This is a genomic window from Vibrio sp. YT-18 (genome assembly GCF_033337345.1).
GTDB lineage: Bacteria > Pseudomonadota > Gammaproteobacteria > Enterobacterales > Vibrionaceae > Vibrio > Vibrio alginolyticus.
Map to the genome: position 1 here is coordinate 1 of NZ_JAWOQO010000029.1, position 14,426 is coordinate 14,426.

The following is a 14,426-nucleotide window of genomic DNA, read 5'->3' on the forward strand; positions in this document are numbered from 1 at the left end:
CTCAATGAATACTGAACATTACATAAGTAATGTTTGAATTGACTGTGCTGAATCTTTCGATTCAATGGTCACTTCGTTTCATTGAAACCTAATTTGATACCGAAGTATCGAATTGGATTATCATCAACGAGTGCCCACACAGATTGATAGGTCTATATTGTTAAAGAGCTTGCTTTGCGATAAGTTTTTCTCTCAAAGCGGAGGTGAATTCTAGCGATTTAATTGACAGTGTCAAACACTTTTTCAATTTTATTTTTCGTAGAAGCTTTCACCTCTCCGACCCTGCTGAAGCCTTATCGCGTCTGCCGTGTCGGTGGATGCGCATTATAGGGAACTCAGATCCGTTCGCAACCCTTTTTTGAAAAAAAATGGAAAAAACTGACTGTTCGATGACTATTTCATCAAAAAAGCACAAAAGAGGGTAAAAAACCCTCTTTTTCTGTATCAAAAGCCGTATTTAAATGAATGCGTACGCGTCTGCGAACATACGTTCGCTCTTCGCTTTCTTGTTCTGAGTGAACTGTTCACGTGCTGCGCCAGCCATTTCAAAACGACCTGCAATATAGATATCGTAGTTTTCTAAGCTTTCGAAATCTTCGGCTACTGCTTGTAGCACGTTACCAACTTTACCTTGCCAGTCTGCAGGTGCTTCTTCTACTACTGGCACAAAGTGAACGTTAGCAAACTTATCGGCGATCTCGACCAGTTCGTCTTTAGCATAAAGCTGGCAGTTATCGCGCGCCCCCCAATATAAATAGATAGGATTGGTTTTATTCTGCGCTACGCAGTGATCCAGAATCGAGCGAACGTAACTGAAGCCTGTACCACCAGCAATTAATAATAATGGGCGTTCGCTTTCTTCTTGAACCCAAGCATCGCCATGTGGCGCATCAATTTCAATCTGACCATCAGTTTCAAGCGCCGCTTGCATTGCTTCGACAACTTCTTGTGCATAAGCGTTGTGTTCCGCCGCACCGATGTGCAGTTCAAGTTCACCTTCATGACGACAAGGGCTGCTTGCGATAGAGAAAGGACGTTTGTCTTTTTCACCCATCACCACCATTAGGTACTGACCCGCTTTAAAAGGCACTGGTGATTCTGGATGAAGAAGGATTTGGTAAGTATTACAAGCTAACGGCTGAATAGACTTTACTTTACATTGGATGGTCATGGTGTTCCTCTCGCTTACTCGTCAAAAGTAAGCACTAAATTACTTTCTGTATAGGCTTGGCAAGGGAATATCCAACCTTGCTGTTGCTCTTTTTCGGTTAGCATCGGTTCGAGGTGATAGCTCACCTCGCCCGTTAGCTTTTTACACATGCACATGGCGCAAGCGCCAACTTGGCAACGGTGTGGGAAGCGAATATTGTTGTTGAGCGCAGCTTCTAACACCGTCTCCCCTTCTTTTACTTGGAATGTAACGTCCATTGGTAGAAGGTGGACTTGATGACTCATAGAATACCTAACTGGTCCCAAATCTCATCGACTTTAGCCACAAGTTTAGGATCTTTTTTGATAGGCGTACCCCACTCGCGCGTGACTTCAGATTCGAACTTGTTGGTCGCATCCAGTCCTAATTTGGATGAACTCTCAGTCTTACCAAGCACTTGAATCGTGTCTCTATCTGGGTCCATTCGAGTTGTCACCGCCCAAATGATGTCATTCCAATCTCGTGCATTAACGTCATCGTCGCACAAAATGATGAATTTGTTATCCGTGTACTGAGCAAAGAAGCCCCATAGATGTTCCATCAATTCTTGGGATTGACCAGCTTGGTCTTTCTTCATAGTCACGACAGCAAATTGGTTGTTTGCTGTAACTGGAAGATAGACGTCAACAATCTCAGGGCGTTGCTGTTTCAACTCATTTAGTTCTGCTTCGGTAATCGCTTTGCTGTCTCGCTCAGTGACCTCGGTTCGCGTCGCCAGCTCGGCATCCCATTTAATGGTCGCATCCAAGCCCATTTTGGAGCCAAGCCCAACCACTGGTGAAGCAAAGTCGAGCGAGTCGATTGGCGTGTTATCTATCATCAAGGTATCACGTACAGGATCCATATGCTCTGACATGGCTTTCACGACATCATTCCAATCTCGTGCGTTTACCGATTCATCGCACACAATAACAAACTTGGTATACATGAATTGACGTAAGAAAGACCACACGCCCATCATTACGCGCTTGGCATGTCCTGGGTACTGCTTCTTCATGGTGACGACGGCCATTCGGTACGAACAACCTTCTGGCGGAAGATAGAAGTCTTCAATCTCTGGGAATTGCTTTTGCAGAATAGGCACAAACACTTCGTTTAATGCCACACCCAATACAGCTGGTTCATCTGGCGGACGACCTGTGTAGGTGCTGTGATAAATAGGGTCTTTACGCATAGTAATGTGCGTAATAGTAAATACGTGGTGCTTTTCTTTTTCGTTATAGTAGCCAGTATGATCACCGTAAGGACCTTCATCAGCAAACTCGCTCGGGTCGATATAACCTTCCATCACGATTTCCGCGCTCGCTGGCACTTCCAAATCGTTGCTGACTGACTTCACGACTTCCGTTTTGCTTCCACGTAGCAAACCTGCAAATGCGTATTCCGATAGCGTATCTGGCACTGGTGTTACTGCACCAAGAATGGTTGCTGGGTCTGCACCGAACGCGACCGAAACTGGGAAAGGTTTACCTGGGTTGGTTTCCATCCAATCGCGCAGATCAAGCGCACCACCACGATGGGCTAACCAACGCATGATGATTTTGTTCTTGGCAATTTTCTGCTGACGGTAAATGCCTAGGTTCTGACGTTTCTTATTTGGACCTTTGGTTACGGTTAAGCCCCAAGTAAGCAGCGGCGCTACATCTTCTGCCCAGCAGCTCATTACCGGAATTTTATCCAAGTCGACTTCATCACCTTGCCAAACAATGTCTTGGCATGGTGCTTTACGTAAACGCTTAGCCGGCATGTTCAATACTTGTTTGAACACAGGCAGTTTTTCTAAAGCGTCTTTGAAGCCTTTTGGTGGCTCAGGTTCTTTTAAATAAGCCAGCAGCTTACCGACTTCTCTTAATTCTTTAACGTCTTCACGTCCCATGCCAATTGCGACACGCTCTGGTGTACCAAACAGGTTAGTCAAAACAGGTACGTCGTAGCCGATTGGGTTCTCAAACAACAGCGCAGGTCCACCAGCACGCAAGGTGCGGTCGCTGATTTCTGTCATTTCATAAGCGGGATCGACAGGGTGAGTGATGCGTTTAAGTCGACCTTTCTGTTCTAGGTGGTCGATAAATTCGCGTAAATCCTTAAAACTCATAGGCCTTCATGCTGGCTGATTAAACTGTCCGCAGTATAACAAATAGGAGGACGCTAAGATCCTCCTATTTTGTGTGGGTATGTGAGCAAGATTACTTTAATACTTGTTCAATCTGCCGAGTCTTTATCTGATGGTTCGAAGATACTAACTCTTCCAACCAGGTTTGATGCCCTTGTTGAGCAAGCTCTCGAGCAACCATGGTTGCTTCTTCTGATAACGCCATTTTTCTAACTAGAAACTGCTTTACTTGCGGAGATAGAGGGTTAGATTTTGTAAGTAGACTAATAGCTTCTGGCTTGAGTGATGGGTTAACTGTGGCATTCATCAATTGCTGAATGGAAAAAACGTCTCCAACCGCAGCTAAACGCTCAAGTTCGGACTGGCTGTTGTAATCGGCTTTCATCCGCCAGAGTAAGTTGTACACTTCCTCATCCTGACTAACTTGTGCCAACCTGACTATCACGGCCGTCGAGGGTAACCAACTGGTCACATTTGCTTTGGTTAACTGGGCCGCTAATGCAGCAAGCGCGTTGGGTGATAAGCTGTCTAACTCTCGAATCAAAAGCGCTTCACGTGCTTGAGCTTGTTGAGATGGCCCTGTAAGCCATTGCTTTAAGTTAAGCTCTCTTCGTTCAGCTTGTAAGACAAAGTCCAAGGTACTTTGGTCTTGTTTCCAACGCTTAATCAAGCGACTCGCAATAACGGGAAAGTTAAAAGCGGGTACACTAAATTCATACCCATCACCTCGCTCTAACACTTGATAAGTCGGGGTCATACGGATCTGGGACTCAACAAACAGAGCCATTCGAGGCGTGAGAATCACATCTTGCTTTTCAAGCTTTTCCAATAATTGAAAGCGCACCACCTCTTGTTGAGGCAAAGCAAGTCTATCAAGGGCAAATTTAAGCGAGTCGACTTCATCTCTGACAGCGTAATCAAGCAGTTCAGAGACTTTAGCCTGTATTTGAGTATCCTGAAGCCACTGCTCTACTACAGACTCATGCATTTCCTTGGCAGATAATGTCGCAGGTAGAGTGATAAGTGACAAGCTCAGGAGTAATGACGACAACATTCCTTGTTGCATGTTAACCTCCCGATAACATTTCCTTCATTCTGATACTTCTATCGGGAGAAAGCAATAAAAAAGCCACCGATATACGGTGGCTTTTCGCAGAATAACTTATCTGAGACTATTGACGACGCATCGCATCGAAGAACTCATCGTTGGTCTTCGTCATCGCTAGCTTATCGATTAGGAATTCCATTGCGTCGATTTCGCCCATTGGGTGAACGATCTTACGCAGAATCCACATCTTCTGTAGTTCGTCAGTCTTCGTCAGTAGCTCTTCACGACGTGTACCTGAGCGGTTGAAGTCAATCGCAGGGAATACACGCTTCTCAGCAATCTTACGGTTCAAGTGCAGTTCCATGTTACCTGTACCCTTGAACTCTTCGTAGATAACTTCATCCATTTTAGAACCAGTATCTACTAGTGCCGTTGCGATGATAGTTAGGCTGCCGCCTTCTTCTACGTTACGTGCAGCACCGAAGAAACGCTTAGGACGATGTAATGCGTTTGCATCCACACCACCTGTTAGTACTTTACCTGATGAAGGCACTACGGTGTTGTAAGCACGAGCTAGGCGAGTGATAGAGTCAAGCAAGATAACCACGTCTTTCTTATGTTCAACAAGACGTTTTGCCTTCTCGATTACCATTTCCGCTACTTGTACGTGACGAGATGCTGGCTCATCGAAAGTCGACGCAACCACTTCACCTTTAACTAGGCGCTGCATCTCAGTTACTTCTTCTGGACGTTCGTCGATAAGAAGAACCATCAACTCACACTCTGGGTGGTTGTACGCGATGCTTTGCGCGATGTTTTGCAGAAGCATTGTTTTACCCGCTTTAGGCGGAGCAACAATCAGACCACGTTGACCTTTACCGATTGGCGATGCCAAGTCTAAAACACGTGCTGTAATGTCTTCTGTTGAACCGTTACCACGCTCCATCACCATGCGCTCATTCGCATGTAGAGGGGTAAGGTTTTCAAATAGGATCTTGTTACGGGCGTTGTCTGGTTTATCGTCGTTAACGGTATTGACTTTTAGAAGGGCAAAATAACGTTCACCGTCTTTTGGTGGACGAATTTTACCAGCGATAGAGTCACCAGTACGTAGGTTAAAGCGACGAATCTGACTTGGTGATACGTAGATATCGTCCGGACCCGCAAGGTATGAACTATCTGCACTGCGTAGGAAACCAAAGCCGTCTTGCAGAATTTCCAGAACCCCATCGCCAAAGATGTCTTCGCCGCCTTTCGCGTGCGCTTTTAAAATCGCGAAGATGATGTCTTGTTTTCTTAAGCGAGCTAGGTTCTCTAATCCTAAGCTTTCGCCCAGTTTTACAAGGTCAGACACAGGTCTGTTCTTCAGTTCGGTAAGGTTCATGGTGGTGGATTCTTGTTTAGTCAAAATAAGATCTGTTTTCTAGTTAAGATGGATTTGGTCTCAGGATCGACCAAGAAGAGAAATTTGTTCAATTAACGCGCGATAAGTTAGCACTAATTAGTATTCTAGTCCAGAGTTAGAAAAACAAAACCGTGCATTGTAACTTTGCACGGTTTTATCTGTAATCACTTGGTGATTATAAGTTTGCGTCTAGGAACTCTTTTAGTTGAGTTTTAGACAGAGCACCTACTTTCGTTGCCGCTACGTTACCATCTTTAAATAGTAATAGCGTTGGAATGCCGCGAATACCAAACTTAGGTGGTGTACCTGCGTTATGGTCGATGTTTAGTTTACCGATAGTGAGTTTGCCTTCGTACTCGTCTGCGATTTCGTCCAAAATAGGAGCGATCATTTTACAAGGACCACACCATTCTGCCCAAAAATCCACTAGAACCGGGCCTGCAGCGTTGATTACATCGTTTTCAAAACCGTCATCAGTTAGCTGCAAAATCTTATCACTCATCTTCCACTCCAATGTGTTTTTCGAAACTGGTTGGATGATAACCAGTAATTAGATGCCCTATTGGAATGTATTTACTTTCGTATTGCAAGCTTTAGCTGATATTCTATAACCATGAAAAAGACGCATATCACAGAGCAAAAGTTCGCCGATTTGGGCTTAAAGCCCCAAGTTATTGAAGGATTGGACAAAAAAGGGTTCGAATTTTGTACCCCTATCCAAGCCTTGGCGTTGCCGGTCCTGCTCACCGGCCAAGACATCGCAGGCCAGGCCCAAACGGGTACTGGTAAAACGCTCGCGTTTCTTACTGCTACGTTCAACCACCTTCTGACGACTCCGGAACATGAAGGTCGTAAGCCTACACAGCCACGCGCAATTATTATGGCGCCTACACGTGAGCTCGCTATTCAGATTTACAATGATGCAGAATCATTAACTGAAAGCACAGGTCTAAAAACCGCTCTAGCTTACGGTGGTGAAAGCTACGACAAGCAACTTGCGAAACTGCAAGACGGCGTAGATATTCTGATCGGAACAACAGGCCGTATCATCGATTTCTACAAACAGCGCGTATTTAACCTCAACAACATTCAAGCTGTTGTTCTGGACGAAGCCGACCGCATGTTCGATCTTGGCTTTATTAAAGACATTCGCTTCTTGTTCCGTCGTATGCCTGAGCCAAAAGAGCGTTTGAACATGCTGTTCTCAGCAACGCTGTCTTACCGCGTTCAAGAACTGGCATTCGAACACATGAATACTCCTGAGCATGTCGTTGTCGAACCAGAACAAAAAACTGGCCACCGTATCCAGGAAGAGCTTTTCTATCCTTCGAATGAAGACAAAATGGCGCTGCTTCAAACACTAATTGAAGAAGAGTGGCCAGATCGCGCTATCATTTTTGCCAATACCAAGCATAAGTGTGAATCGGTTTGGGGTCATTTGGCTGCCGATGGACACCGTGTAGGCCTTCTTACTGGCGATGTACCGCAGAAGAAGCGTGAGAAGATTCTTGAGCAATTCACCAAAGGTGATGTCGACATCTTAGTTGCAACTGACGTTGCAGCGCGTGGCCTGCATATTCCTCAGGTAACGCACGTTTTCAACTACGACCTTCCTGACGACTGTGAAGATTATGTTCACCGTATTGGCCGTACTGGTCGCGCTGGTGCGAGCGGCCATTCGATCAGTTTTGCTTGTGAAGAGTACGCGGTTAACCTACCAGCAATCGAAGAATACATTGAGCATACAATCCCAGTTTCAGAGTACGATTCGTCGGCACTGATTCAAGATCTACCGGCTCCGATTCGTATGCGTGCACCACGCAACCAACAGCGCCGCACGAATACTGGCGGTACCCGTTCTGGTTCTGGTAACCGTAAGCCGCAGGGACGTCGTCCACGCCAACCGCGTCAATCGGCACCAAAACAATCGTAATAGGAAACTGAGTTCGTTTATGAGTCAAGCAGGATCATCACCGCTATATGCCGCCATCGACCTCGGGTCGAACAGTTTTCACATGCTCGTTGTGCGTCACATCGATGGCAGCGTTCAAACAATGGCTAAAATTAAGCGCAAAGTTCGTCTAGCAGCGGGCTTAGATGAACATAATTCTCTTAGTATGGAAGCTATGCAGCGAGGATGGGACTGCTTAAGTCTATTTGCGGAACGCTTGCAGGACATTCCTAAACAAAACATTCGCATCGTCGGTACTGCAACATTACGTACCGCGACCAATGTAGATGTGTTTTTAGAAAAGGCTAACCAAATTCTAGGCCAGCCTATCGAAGTGATTACTGGTGAAGAAGAAGCTGCCACTATCTATAAAGGTGTCGCTCACACCTCTGGCGGTAGTGGTCGTCGCCTTGTAGTCGATATCGGTGGAGCAAGTACCGAACTGATTATCGGTGAAGGTTTCGAAGCCAAAGCACTGACCAGCTTAAAAATGGGCTGCGTGACTTGGCTTGAAAACTTCTTTAAAGATCGCCAATTGAATGCTCGTAACTTTGACGCGGCAATTGAAGGAGCGAAACAGACCATTCAGCCGATTTTAGAACGTTATACAGAAATTGGTTGGGATGTGTGTGTTGGTGCATCAGGCACTGTTCAGGCATTGCAAGAGATTATGCTGGCGCAAGGCATGGACGAAGTAATCACTCACTCCAAACTCAAGCGTCTACAGAAGCAAGCCATGTTGGCCGACCATTTAGAAGAGCTCGATATTGAAGGCTTAACACTTGAGCGGGCATTAGTGTTCCCTAGTGGCCTCTCTATTTTGATTGCCGTTTTTGAATTGCTTGAAATCGATGCTATGACACTCGCTGGCGGCGCACTACGCGAAGGCTTAGTGTATGAGATGGTTGAAGAGCTTCGCCAAGAAGACATTCGTGCCCGCACTATCGCTAGCGTACAAAATCGCTATCAGCTCGATCACCAATACGGCGAACAAGTCGCTACTCTGGCACACACGCTTTTACAGCAAGCTGGGGGCGATGAGTGGATTACAGAGCCTCAGGGCAAGATATTACTCGAGACCGCCGCAAAACTGCATGAAATTGGTTTAACTATCGATTTCAAAAAAGGCGGAGAGCATAGTGCTTACTTGCTGCAGAATTTGGATCTGCCTGGTTACACGCGCGCACAGAAGTTCTTTATTGGTGAAGTGGCTCGTCGCTATCGCGAACAGCTCACTTCTTTACCTGAGCAGCATGCATTATCAGGCTCAAGTGCCAAACGAGTATTGAGACTGTTGCGTCTTGCGGTTCTGCTCAGCCATCGTCGCAATCCTGATCTAGAGCCAAATGTGACTCTAACAGTTGAAGGCGACAATCTAACGTTACACATTGATGCGCAATGGCTAGAGAAAAACCCACTGACTGCGGCTGAGTTGGAAATTGAATCCAACCGTCAGACAGACATCGGCTGGCCGTTAAGCGTCGTAGCAATATAATCGACCACTTCTGTCATAACGTATTAAGCCCAGGCGTTCGCTTGGGCTTTTTTGCATCTACTTCCCCTACAAAACGTGCTGCCCAGCAAAAATCTCAGCTTCTCCGCTCTACATCGAAAAACAGCCATGCTTTATTGATAAACACAATTTAGCCAACCAAGATGCACCATCATGAAAACCGTTTTAATGACTGGCTTAACTGGCACCCTCGCCCCAAAAGTCGCTCATAAGTTTCACCTACGCGGCTGGAACATATTGGAGTGGAATCACCACCAAATCCCGCCGGATGATCTACAGCAAAGTGAACAATTTTGGCAGCAACACCACATCAATGCGGTGTGCCATATGGCGATGGGAAGTGAAGAGTGGGCAGCGTGGCTTGGTGAGCAATGCAAACGCCATAATATTCCTTACCTCTTTGTCAGCACAGCAATGGTATTTGATGCCACAAAAAACGGGCCTTATGGCATCTTTGAAGAAAGAAACACCCAAGATGATTACGGCAAATACAAAGTTCGTTGTGAAGATGCAATCTGGCAAGCAAATCCAGATGCGATGGTTGCTCGAATTGGTTGGCAGCTCCATCACCAAGCAGAAGGCAATAACATGTTGGCGCATCTCGACCGCCAACATGAAGAGTACGGCGTTATTACCGCTAGCACAGCTTGGTATCCCGCGACTTCTCATATGGACGATACTGCACTCGCCTTTTTGCAGCTTATTGAGCGGAACGAAGCCGGTTTATACCATCTTGATAGCAACTTAAAGGATAAGTGGAATTTCTACGAACTCGTTTGTGCACTCAAACAGCATTACAACAAGCCATGGCAAGTGCTGCCAAGCAATGACTATCACCATGACCAACGTCTAACCGATGAACGAATTGCCTTGCCGCCATTGAGTGAACGTTTCAACAAACCAGAGCAAATCCAGCAAGCCGGCATCATAGGAATCAACTGGGGACGCACGCACATTCCCCACTATCGAAACAATGGTGTATCGGTCACAACGTTATGCGCCAACCAAATAGAACCGCTTCAGCAAGCGTGCAGTGAAGAAGCAATCCCAAAGGCAGAAACGAACATCAGCGCACTCAAGCAACTTGATGTAGTGACAATCGCGACACCTGCGCATACTCATGCAGAGATAATTAAGAAGTTAGGTTCAACCAAGCTAATTTGTGAAAAGCCATTGGTGGGATTGAATTCCGACATCACTCACTGGCAGCAACCGAACTCCAACCTATTGGTTAATTACGCCTTTGCTCAGCTAGAGACCGCCAAGACGATAGAGAAGTGGCTCGCCTCGCAAACCCAACCTTGTGTGGTCAATCTAGTCACCCAAGTTAATCTACCAGGCACCTTCACGCTCAAAGAGTGGTTTCTTGAGACAGCTAGCCACCCTATTTCTTGGTTGCTGCATTGCTTCGGAGACTACTCTCAATCAACACTGGTTGAGGAAAACGGCCAACTGATCGTTGATCTGCAATGTGGTGACCACCAGCTAAGATTTGTATTTGAACTAACAGGTGAACCGGGCATCGAGCACAATCTAACGATTCAATCCAACCAGACCTTAACCAGCAAAGGCTACTACCGTGTCGGCGAAAAATGGCGTTTCGAGCCCATTCTCGTTAATGGCAACGCGATAAATGATGGAGAGTACAGCGAATCTGATTGCTGGCAGGACGCCAATCAACGCAGTGTCGGTTTGATGTTGGCGATGTTCAATCAAAGCATCAGTTGGGAGAACGGCCTGCAACTTGGCGCCTTCGATGCGCAAAAAGCCATTTTGATTGAGAAGATGCTCCGTTAGCCATTTCACCAACGAGCTTCCTCTACGTTCCGTAACTTTGATAAAAAGGTCTCACTCGGGACCTTTTTTATTGCTCATTTTTACCTTCGTACAGCTTAGGGAGCTTTTGGACACCCATGATCTAATTGCTCCCCACGCTGTACAAAACCCTCTAAATCCCAGTAAGCAGGTACAAAAAAGCCGCTTGATTTAAGCAAGCGGCTTTCGGGGTTCCCACTGATATTAAGACTGAACGCTTGTCGTCACCTTAAAGTCAGGGTTCACCGCAGTCAGCTTCTTAATTAGGTAATTCAGTAATACGCCGTACATCGGAACGAACAAACCAAGACTGATAATCAGTTTGAAGCCGTAATCCACCAACGCGATTTCCGTCCAATGCTCTGCCATAAATGGATCTGGGCTTTGATAGAACGCAATGGCGAAGAAAGCGATAGTATCAAGTGCATTACCGAAAAGCGTTGAACACGTTGGTGCCACCCACCATTGCTTCATTTGACGTAGGCGGTTGAACACGTGCACATCCATGATCTGACCAAGTAGGTACGCCATGAAGCTAGCAATCGCGATACGAGCAACGAATAAGTTAAATTCCCCTAGGTGACCAAAACCTTGGAATTGACCTTCGAAGAACACCACCGATAAGAAGTAAGACACTGCCAAAGCAGGCAACATCACTAAGAAGATGATCTTACGCGCCAACTGAGCACCGAAAATACGCACAGTTAAGTCAGTCGCTAGGAATATAAATGGGAAAGTGAATGCGCCCCAAGTGGTATGGAAACCGAAAATAGTAAACGGTAGCTGAACTAGGTAATTGCTAGATGCAATAATGACTAGGTGGAATAGAACCAGATAGATAAGGGCGTTGCGCTGCTGCGCAGGGGTAAAGTTACTCATGCGATACCTTTTTAGTTTGGTTTGGGGGTGAGGGAACCCAAATCGAGTCACTGAATAAAGTGGCTCTTACCAACAATGTAAAATGAAAAATAAACTGGCTTGGCTCTTTCTGAGCGAAGCGGTGGGCGATTATACATTAACCACTTTTCGCCGCAAGTCATCTGTCTTACGCAAACGTTTGAGCATAAAAAAGGGTGTTTCATGTGAAACACCCTTTCTAAAAAAACTCTATTTTTAGAAGCCGCGCTGGAACAATCCTGCAAGATAATCCAACTCTTCCCTGCTCTCTTCAATCGCTAACGCTTCAAACCAAATCGCTTCGCTGTAATGCTCTGCTTTCATAAACAGTCGGCAACCTTCAAAGTCGATCAGCCAAGAGTGAATATCCGCATCCCATTGTTTTTCAACCACAGTAGCAGAAAGCAAGCCGACTAAACGCTCACCTAAAGTAGGAAAGCTATCAAGGTCAAAGCTCGGCGCGGTAATGATTAAGCGCCCTTCTTGTGCCATGTAGTCCGCTAAGCCAAATTCCTTTTGCATCTTGGTTCCTTATCCATGGTGAGTAATGTGTTCTTGAATCAAATCAAGGAATGGGTCGGCGTACTTCTCCAGTTTGCGTTGACCAACACCGCTGACTGCCAGCATTTCGCCGTAAGACGTTGGCAGAATTTCCGCCATATCAATCAAAGTCGCGTCACTGAAGACCACGTATGGTGGTAAACCATCTTCATCAGCAATCGACTTACGCAACTTACGTAACTTAGCAAACAGCTTCTTATCGTAGTTCTTGCTGGTCAATTTATCTGACTTCGCCGCACGTGCTGCGGTGTCTAAACGTGGAACCGCTAACTCTAGGGTCACATCGCCACGCAAAAGCGGACGTGCCTCTTCGGTTAATTGCAGCGTTGAGTTACGCGTGATGTTTTGAAACAACAGCCCTTTGTGGATTAACTGACGGAAGATACTCACCCAGTAATCGTGGCTGTGGTCGCGCCCTATCGCGTAGGTAGAAATCTTATCGTGCCCGTTTTCACGTACACGAATGTTTTGCATGCCACGTAACACTTCTACCACGTAGCCCATACCAAAGCTCTGATTAACACGGTACACACAAGACAACGCCTTACGTGCTTCTTCTGTTGCATCAAAGTGCTTCGGTGGATCTAAGCAAATATCGCAGTTGCCACATGGCTTCTCACGATACTCACCAAAGTAATTCAATAGCACCTGACGACGACAAGTCTGCGCCTCAGCAAAGGCACTCATCGCATTCAGTTTGTGGGTTTCCACCTGCTTCTGTGGACCATCGTCTTTCTCATCCAACATACGGCGCAGCCAACTGATGTCCGCTGGGTCATACAACATCATCGCTTCTGCAGGTAAACCATCACGCCCTGCACGACCCGTTTCCTGGTAGTAAGACTCGATGTTGCGCGGGATATCAAAGTGAACCACAAAACGCACGTTTGGTTTGTTGATGCCCATACCGAATGCCACGGTCGCCACTACAATTTGGATGTCATCACGTTGGAAAGCTTCTTGAACGTAAGCGCGCTCATCAGCGTCCATACCTGCGTGATAACCAGCAGCACGAATGTGGTTGTTGCACAGCTTCTCGGTCACCATCTCAACTTTCTTACGGCTACCACAATAGATGATGCCGCAGTTACCCTTTTGGGTTTCCAGATAACGAACGATTTGCGAAACCGGCTTGTGCTTCTCAACTAAGTTGTAGCGAATGTTAGGACGGTCGAAGCTGCCTAGGTAAACCTCTGGATTATTCAGTTGCAGACGTTCAAGAATATCTCGGCGCGTTGCGTCATCTGCGGTCGCCGTCAGCGCCATAAATGGCACATGGGAAAACTGCTGCTTAAGTTGACCAAGCGCGGCATATTCTGGACGGAAGTCGTGTCCCCACTGGGAAATACAGTGCGCTTCATCAACGGCAATCATCGATAACGGCAGGTTTTCCAAACGTTCAATGAAGTCACGCATTAATACGCGTTCTGGCGAGACGTACACCAACTTAAGATGACCAGTGTGCATGCGGTTATACACGCTGAGCAGCTCTTCACGAGGCATGGTCGAGTTAATGCATTCAGCCGCTACACCGTTGGCTTTAAGCTGGTCCACTTGGTCTTTCATCAGCGAGATAAGCGGAGAAATCACCAAAGTAATACCAGAGCGAACCAAAGCAGGGATTTGATAACACAGCGACTTACCGCCACCAGTAGGCAGGATAACTAAGCTGTCGCGACCTTCTACCGCAGCATCAATCACCAACTGCTGACCATCACGGAACTCTTGGTAACCAAACACATCCTCCAACACACGTTGAGGCGTTACAGGCGAATCAGATTGTTCGGCTAACAAGGTCGAGGTCATGAAAAGTCTCAGATTGGGTCTTAAAAAAGAGGTGCTTATGCATACCACTGGCACACAAAGTGAGGGCACATTGTAATGGGGTTTCATGGTGAATAAAACCGCAAATT

Annotated in this window: 12 protein-coding genes; 3 read left to right on the forward strand and 9 right to left on the reverse strand. The window is 46.3% G+C overall.

Annotation, left to right across the window (positions count from 1 at the left end; translation table 11 throughout):
• Positions 1-457: 457 nt before the first annotated feature.
• The 6 genes from fre to trxA all read right to left on the reverse strand — a co-directional run bounded on the left by fre (position 458) and on the right by trxA (position 6,278).
• Positions 458-1,171: an NAD(P)H-flavin reductase gene (gene fre / locus R7M72_RS22930; RefSeq protein WP_005382872.1), complete on the reverse strand. Its 714-nt coding sequence runs from the start codon at positions 1,169-1,171 to the stop codon at positions 458-460.
• A gap of 14 nt (positions 1,172-1,185) precedes the next feature.
• Positions 1,186-1,455, reverse strand: coding sequence for a 2Fe-2S iron-sulfur cluster-binding protein (locus tag R7M72_RS22935; protein WP_009696789.1), 270 nt, complete (start codon positions 1,453-1,455; stop codon positions 1,186-1,188).
• Positions 1,452-3,305, reverse strand: coding sequence for a 4-hydroxy-3-polyprenylbenzoate decarboxylase (gene ubiD, locus R7M72_RS22940; protein ID WP_167415540.1), 1,854 nt, complete (start codon positions 3,303-3,305; stop codon positions 1,452-1,454). Before ubiD ends, R7M72_RS22935 begins: the two co-directional genes overlap by 4 nt.
• Positions 3,306-3,396: 91 nt before the next feature.
• Positions 3,397-4,389, reverse strand: coding sequence for a hypothetical protein (locus R7M72_RS22945; RefSeq protein ID WP_054575528.1), 993 nt, complete (start codon positions 4,387-4,389; stop codon positions 3,397-3,399).
• A 106-nt stretch (positions 4,390-4,495) separates the two neighbouring features.
• Positions 4,496-5,755, reverse strand: a complete 1,260-nt coding sequence (rho, locus tag R7M72_RS22950; protein WP_005378757.1) for a transcription termination factor Rho — start codon at positions 5,753-5,755, stop codon at positions 4,496-4,498.
• A gap of 196 nt (positions 5,756-5,951) precedes the next feature.
• Entirely contained in the window at positions 5,952-6,278 is a 327-nt protein-coding gene (gene trxA, locus R7M72_RS22955; RefSeq protein WP_004745500.1) for a thioredoxin TrxA, read from the reverse strand.
• A gap of 111 nt (positions 6,279-6,389) precedes the next feature.
• Here trxA and rhlB point away from each other — a divergent pair, with 111 nt between their 5' ends.
• The 3 genes from rhlB (at position 6,390) to R7M72_RS22970 (ending at position 11,037) form a co-directional block, all read left to right on the forward strand.
• On the forward strand, positions 6,390-7,709 hold the full coding sequence (gene rhlB / locus R7M72_RS22960; RefSeq protein ID WP_005378764.1) for an ATP-dependent RNA helicase RhlB: 1,320 nt from the start codon (positions 6,390-6,392) through the stop codon (positions 7,707-7,709).
• 19 nt (positions 7,710-7,728) lie between these two features.
• Positions 7,729-9,222 (forward strand): guanosine-5'-triphosphate,3'-diphosphate diphosphatase, encoded by a 1,494-nt coding sequence (gppA, locus tag R7M72_RS22965; protein WP_053350783.1) that lies wholly within the window; start codon positions 7,729-7,731, stop codon positions 9,220-9,222.
• Between the two features lie 171 nt (positions 9,223-9,393).
• The gene (locus R7M72_RS22970; protein WP_064368858.1) at positions 9,394-11,037 is read left to right on the forward strand and encodes a sugar nucleotide-binding protein; all 1,644 of its coding nucleotides are present in this window, start codon (positions 9,394-9,396) and stop codon (positions 11,035-11,037) included.
• Positions 11,038-11,259: 222 nt separating this feature from the next.
• Here the strand turns inward: R7M72_RS22970 and R7M72_RS22975 are convergent, their stop codons facing one another.
• The 3 genes from R7M72_RS22975 to recQ all read right to left on the reverse strand — a co-directional run bounded on the left by R7M72_RS22975 (position 11,260) and on the right by recQ (position 14,319).
• Positions 11,260-11,934, reverse strand: a complete 675-nt coding sequence (locus tag R7M72_RS22975; protein ID WP_005378770.1) for a 7-cyano-7-deazaguanine/7-aminomethyl-7-deazaguanine transporter — start codon at positions 11,932-11,934, stop codon at positions 11,260-11,262.
• A gap of 234 nt (positions 11,935-12,168) precedes the next feature.
• Complete coding sequence (locus R7M72_RS22980) at positions 12,169-12,474, reverse strand: DUF3630 family protein (protein WP_038885406.1); 306 nt, start codon at positions 12,472-12,474, stop codon at positions 12,169-12,171.
• Positions 12,475-12,483: 9 nt separating this feature from the next.
• Complete coding sequence (recQ, locus tag R7M72_RS22985) at positions 12,484-14,319, reverse strand: ATP-dependent DNA helicase RecQ (RefSeq protein WP_005451195.1); 1,836 nt, start codon at positions 14,317-14,319, stop codon at positions 12,484-12,486.
• Positions 14,320-14,426: the final 107 nt, after the last annotated feature.

What these genes read in the sequence shown, in the direction of transcription:
- recQ (WP_005451195.1), bottom strand. Translation starts at nt 14,319, where the DNA reads ATGACCTCGACCTTGTTAGCCGAACAATCTGATTCGCCTGTAACGCCT.
- R7M72_RS22945 (WP_054575528.1), bottom strand. Translation starts at nt 4,389, where the DNA reads ATGCAACAAGGAATGTTGTCGTCATTACTCCTGAGCTTGTCACTTATC.
- rho (WP_005378757.1), bottom strand. Translation starts at nt 5,755, where the DNA reads ATGAACCTTACCGAACTGAAGAACAGACCTGTGTCTGACCTTGTAAAA.
- R7M72_RS22935 (WP_009696789.1), bottom strand. Translation starts at nt 1,455, where the DNA reads ATGAGTCATCAAGTCCACCTTCTACCAATGGACGTTACATTCCAAGTA.
- R7M72_RS22980 (WP_038885406.1), bottom strand. Translation starts at nt 12,474, where the DNA reads ATGCAAAAGGAATTTGGCTTAGCGGACTACATGGCACAAGAAGGGCGC.
- R7M72_RS22970 (WP_064368858.1), top strand. Translation starts at nt 9,394, where the DNA reads ATGAAAACCGTTTTAATGACTGGCTTAACTGGCACCCTCGCCCCAAAA.
- trxA (WP_004745500.1), bottom strand. Translation starts at nt 6,278, where the DNA reads ATGAGTGATAAGATTTTGCAGCTAACTGATGACGGTTTTGAAAACGAT.
- rhlB (WP_005378764.1), top strand. Translation starts at nt 6,390, where the DNA reads ATGAAAAAGACGCATATCACAGAGCAAAAGTTCGCCGATTTGGGCTTA.
- gppA (WP_053350783.1), top strand. Translation starts at nt 7,729, where the DNA reads ATGAGTCAAGCAGGATCATCACCGCTATATGCCGCCATCGACCTCGGG.
- R7M72_RS22975 (WP_005378770.1), bottom strand. Translation starts at nt 11,934, where the DNA reads ATGAGTAACTTTACCCCTGCGCAGCAGCGCAACGCCCTTATCTATCTG.
- ubiD (WP_167415540.1), bottom strand. Translation starts at nt 3,305, where the DNA reads ATGAGTTTTAAGGATTTACGCGAATTTATCGACCACCTAGAACAGAAA.
- fre (WP_005382872.1), bottom strand. Translation starts at nt 1,171, where the DNA reads ATGACCATCCAATGTAAAGTAAAGTCTATTCAGCCGTTAGCTTGTAAT.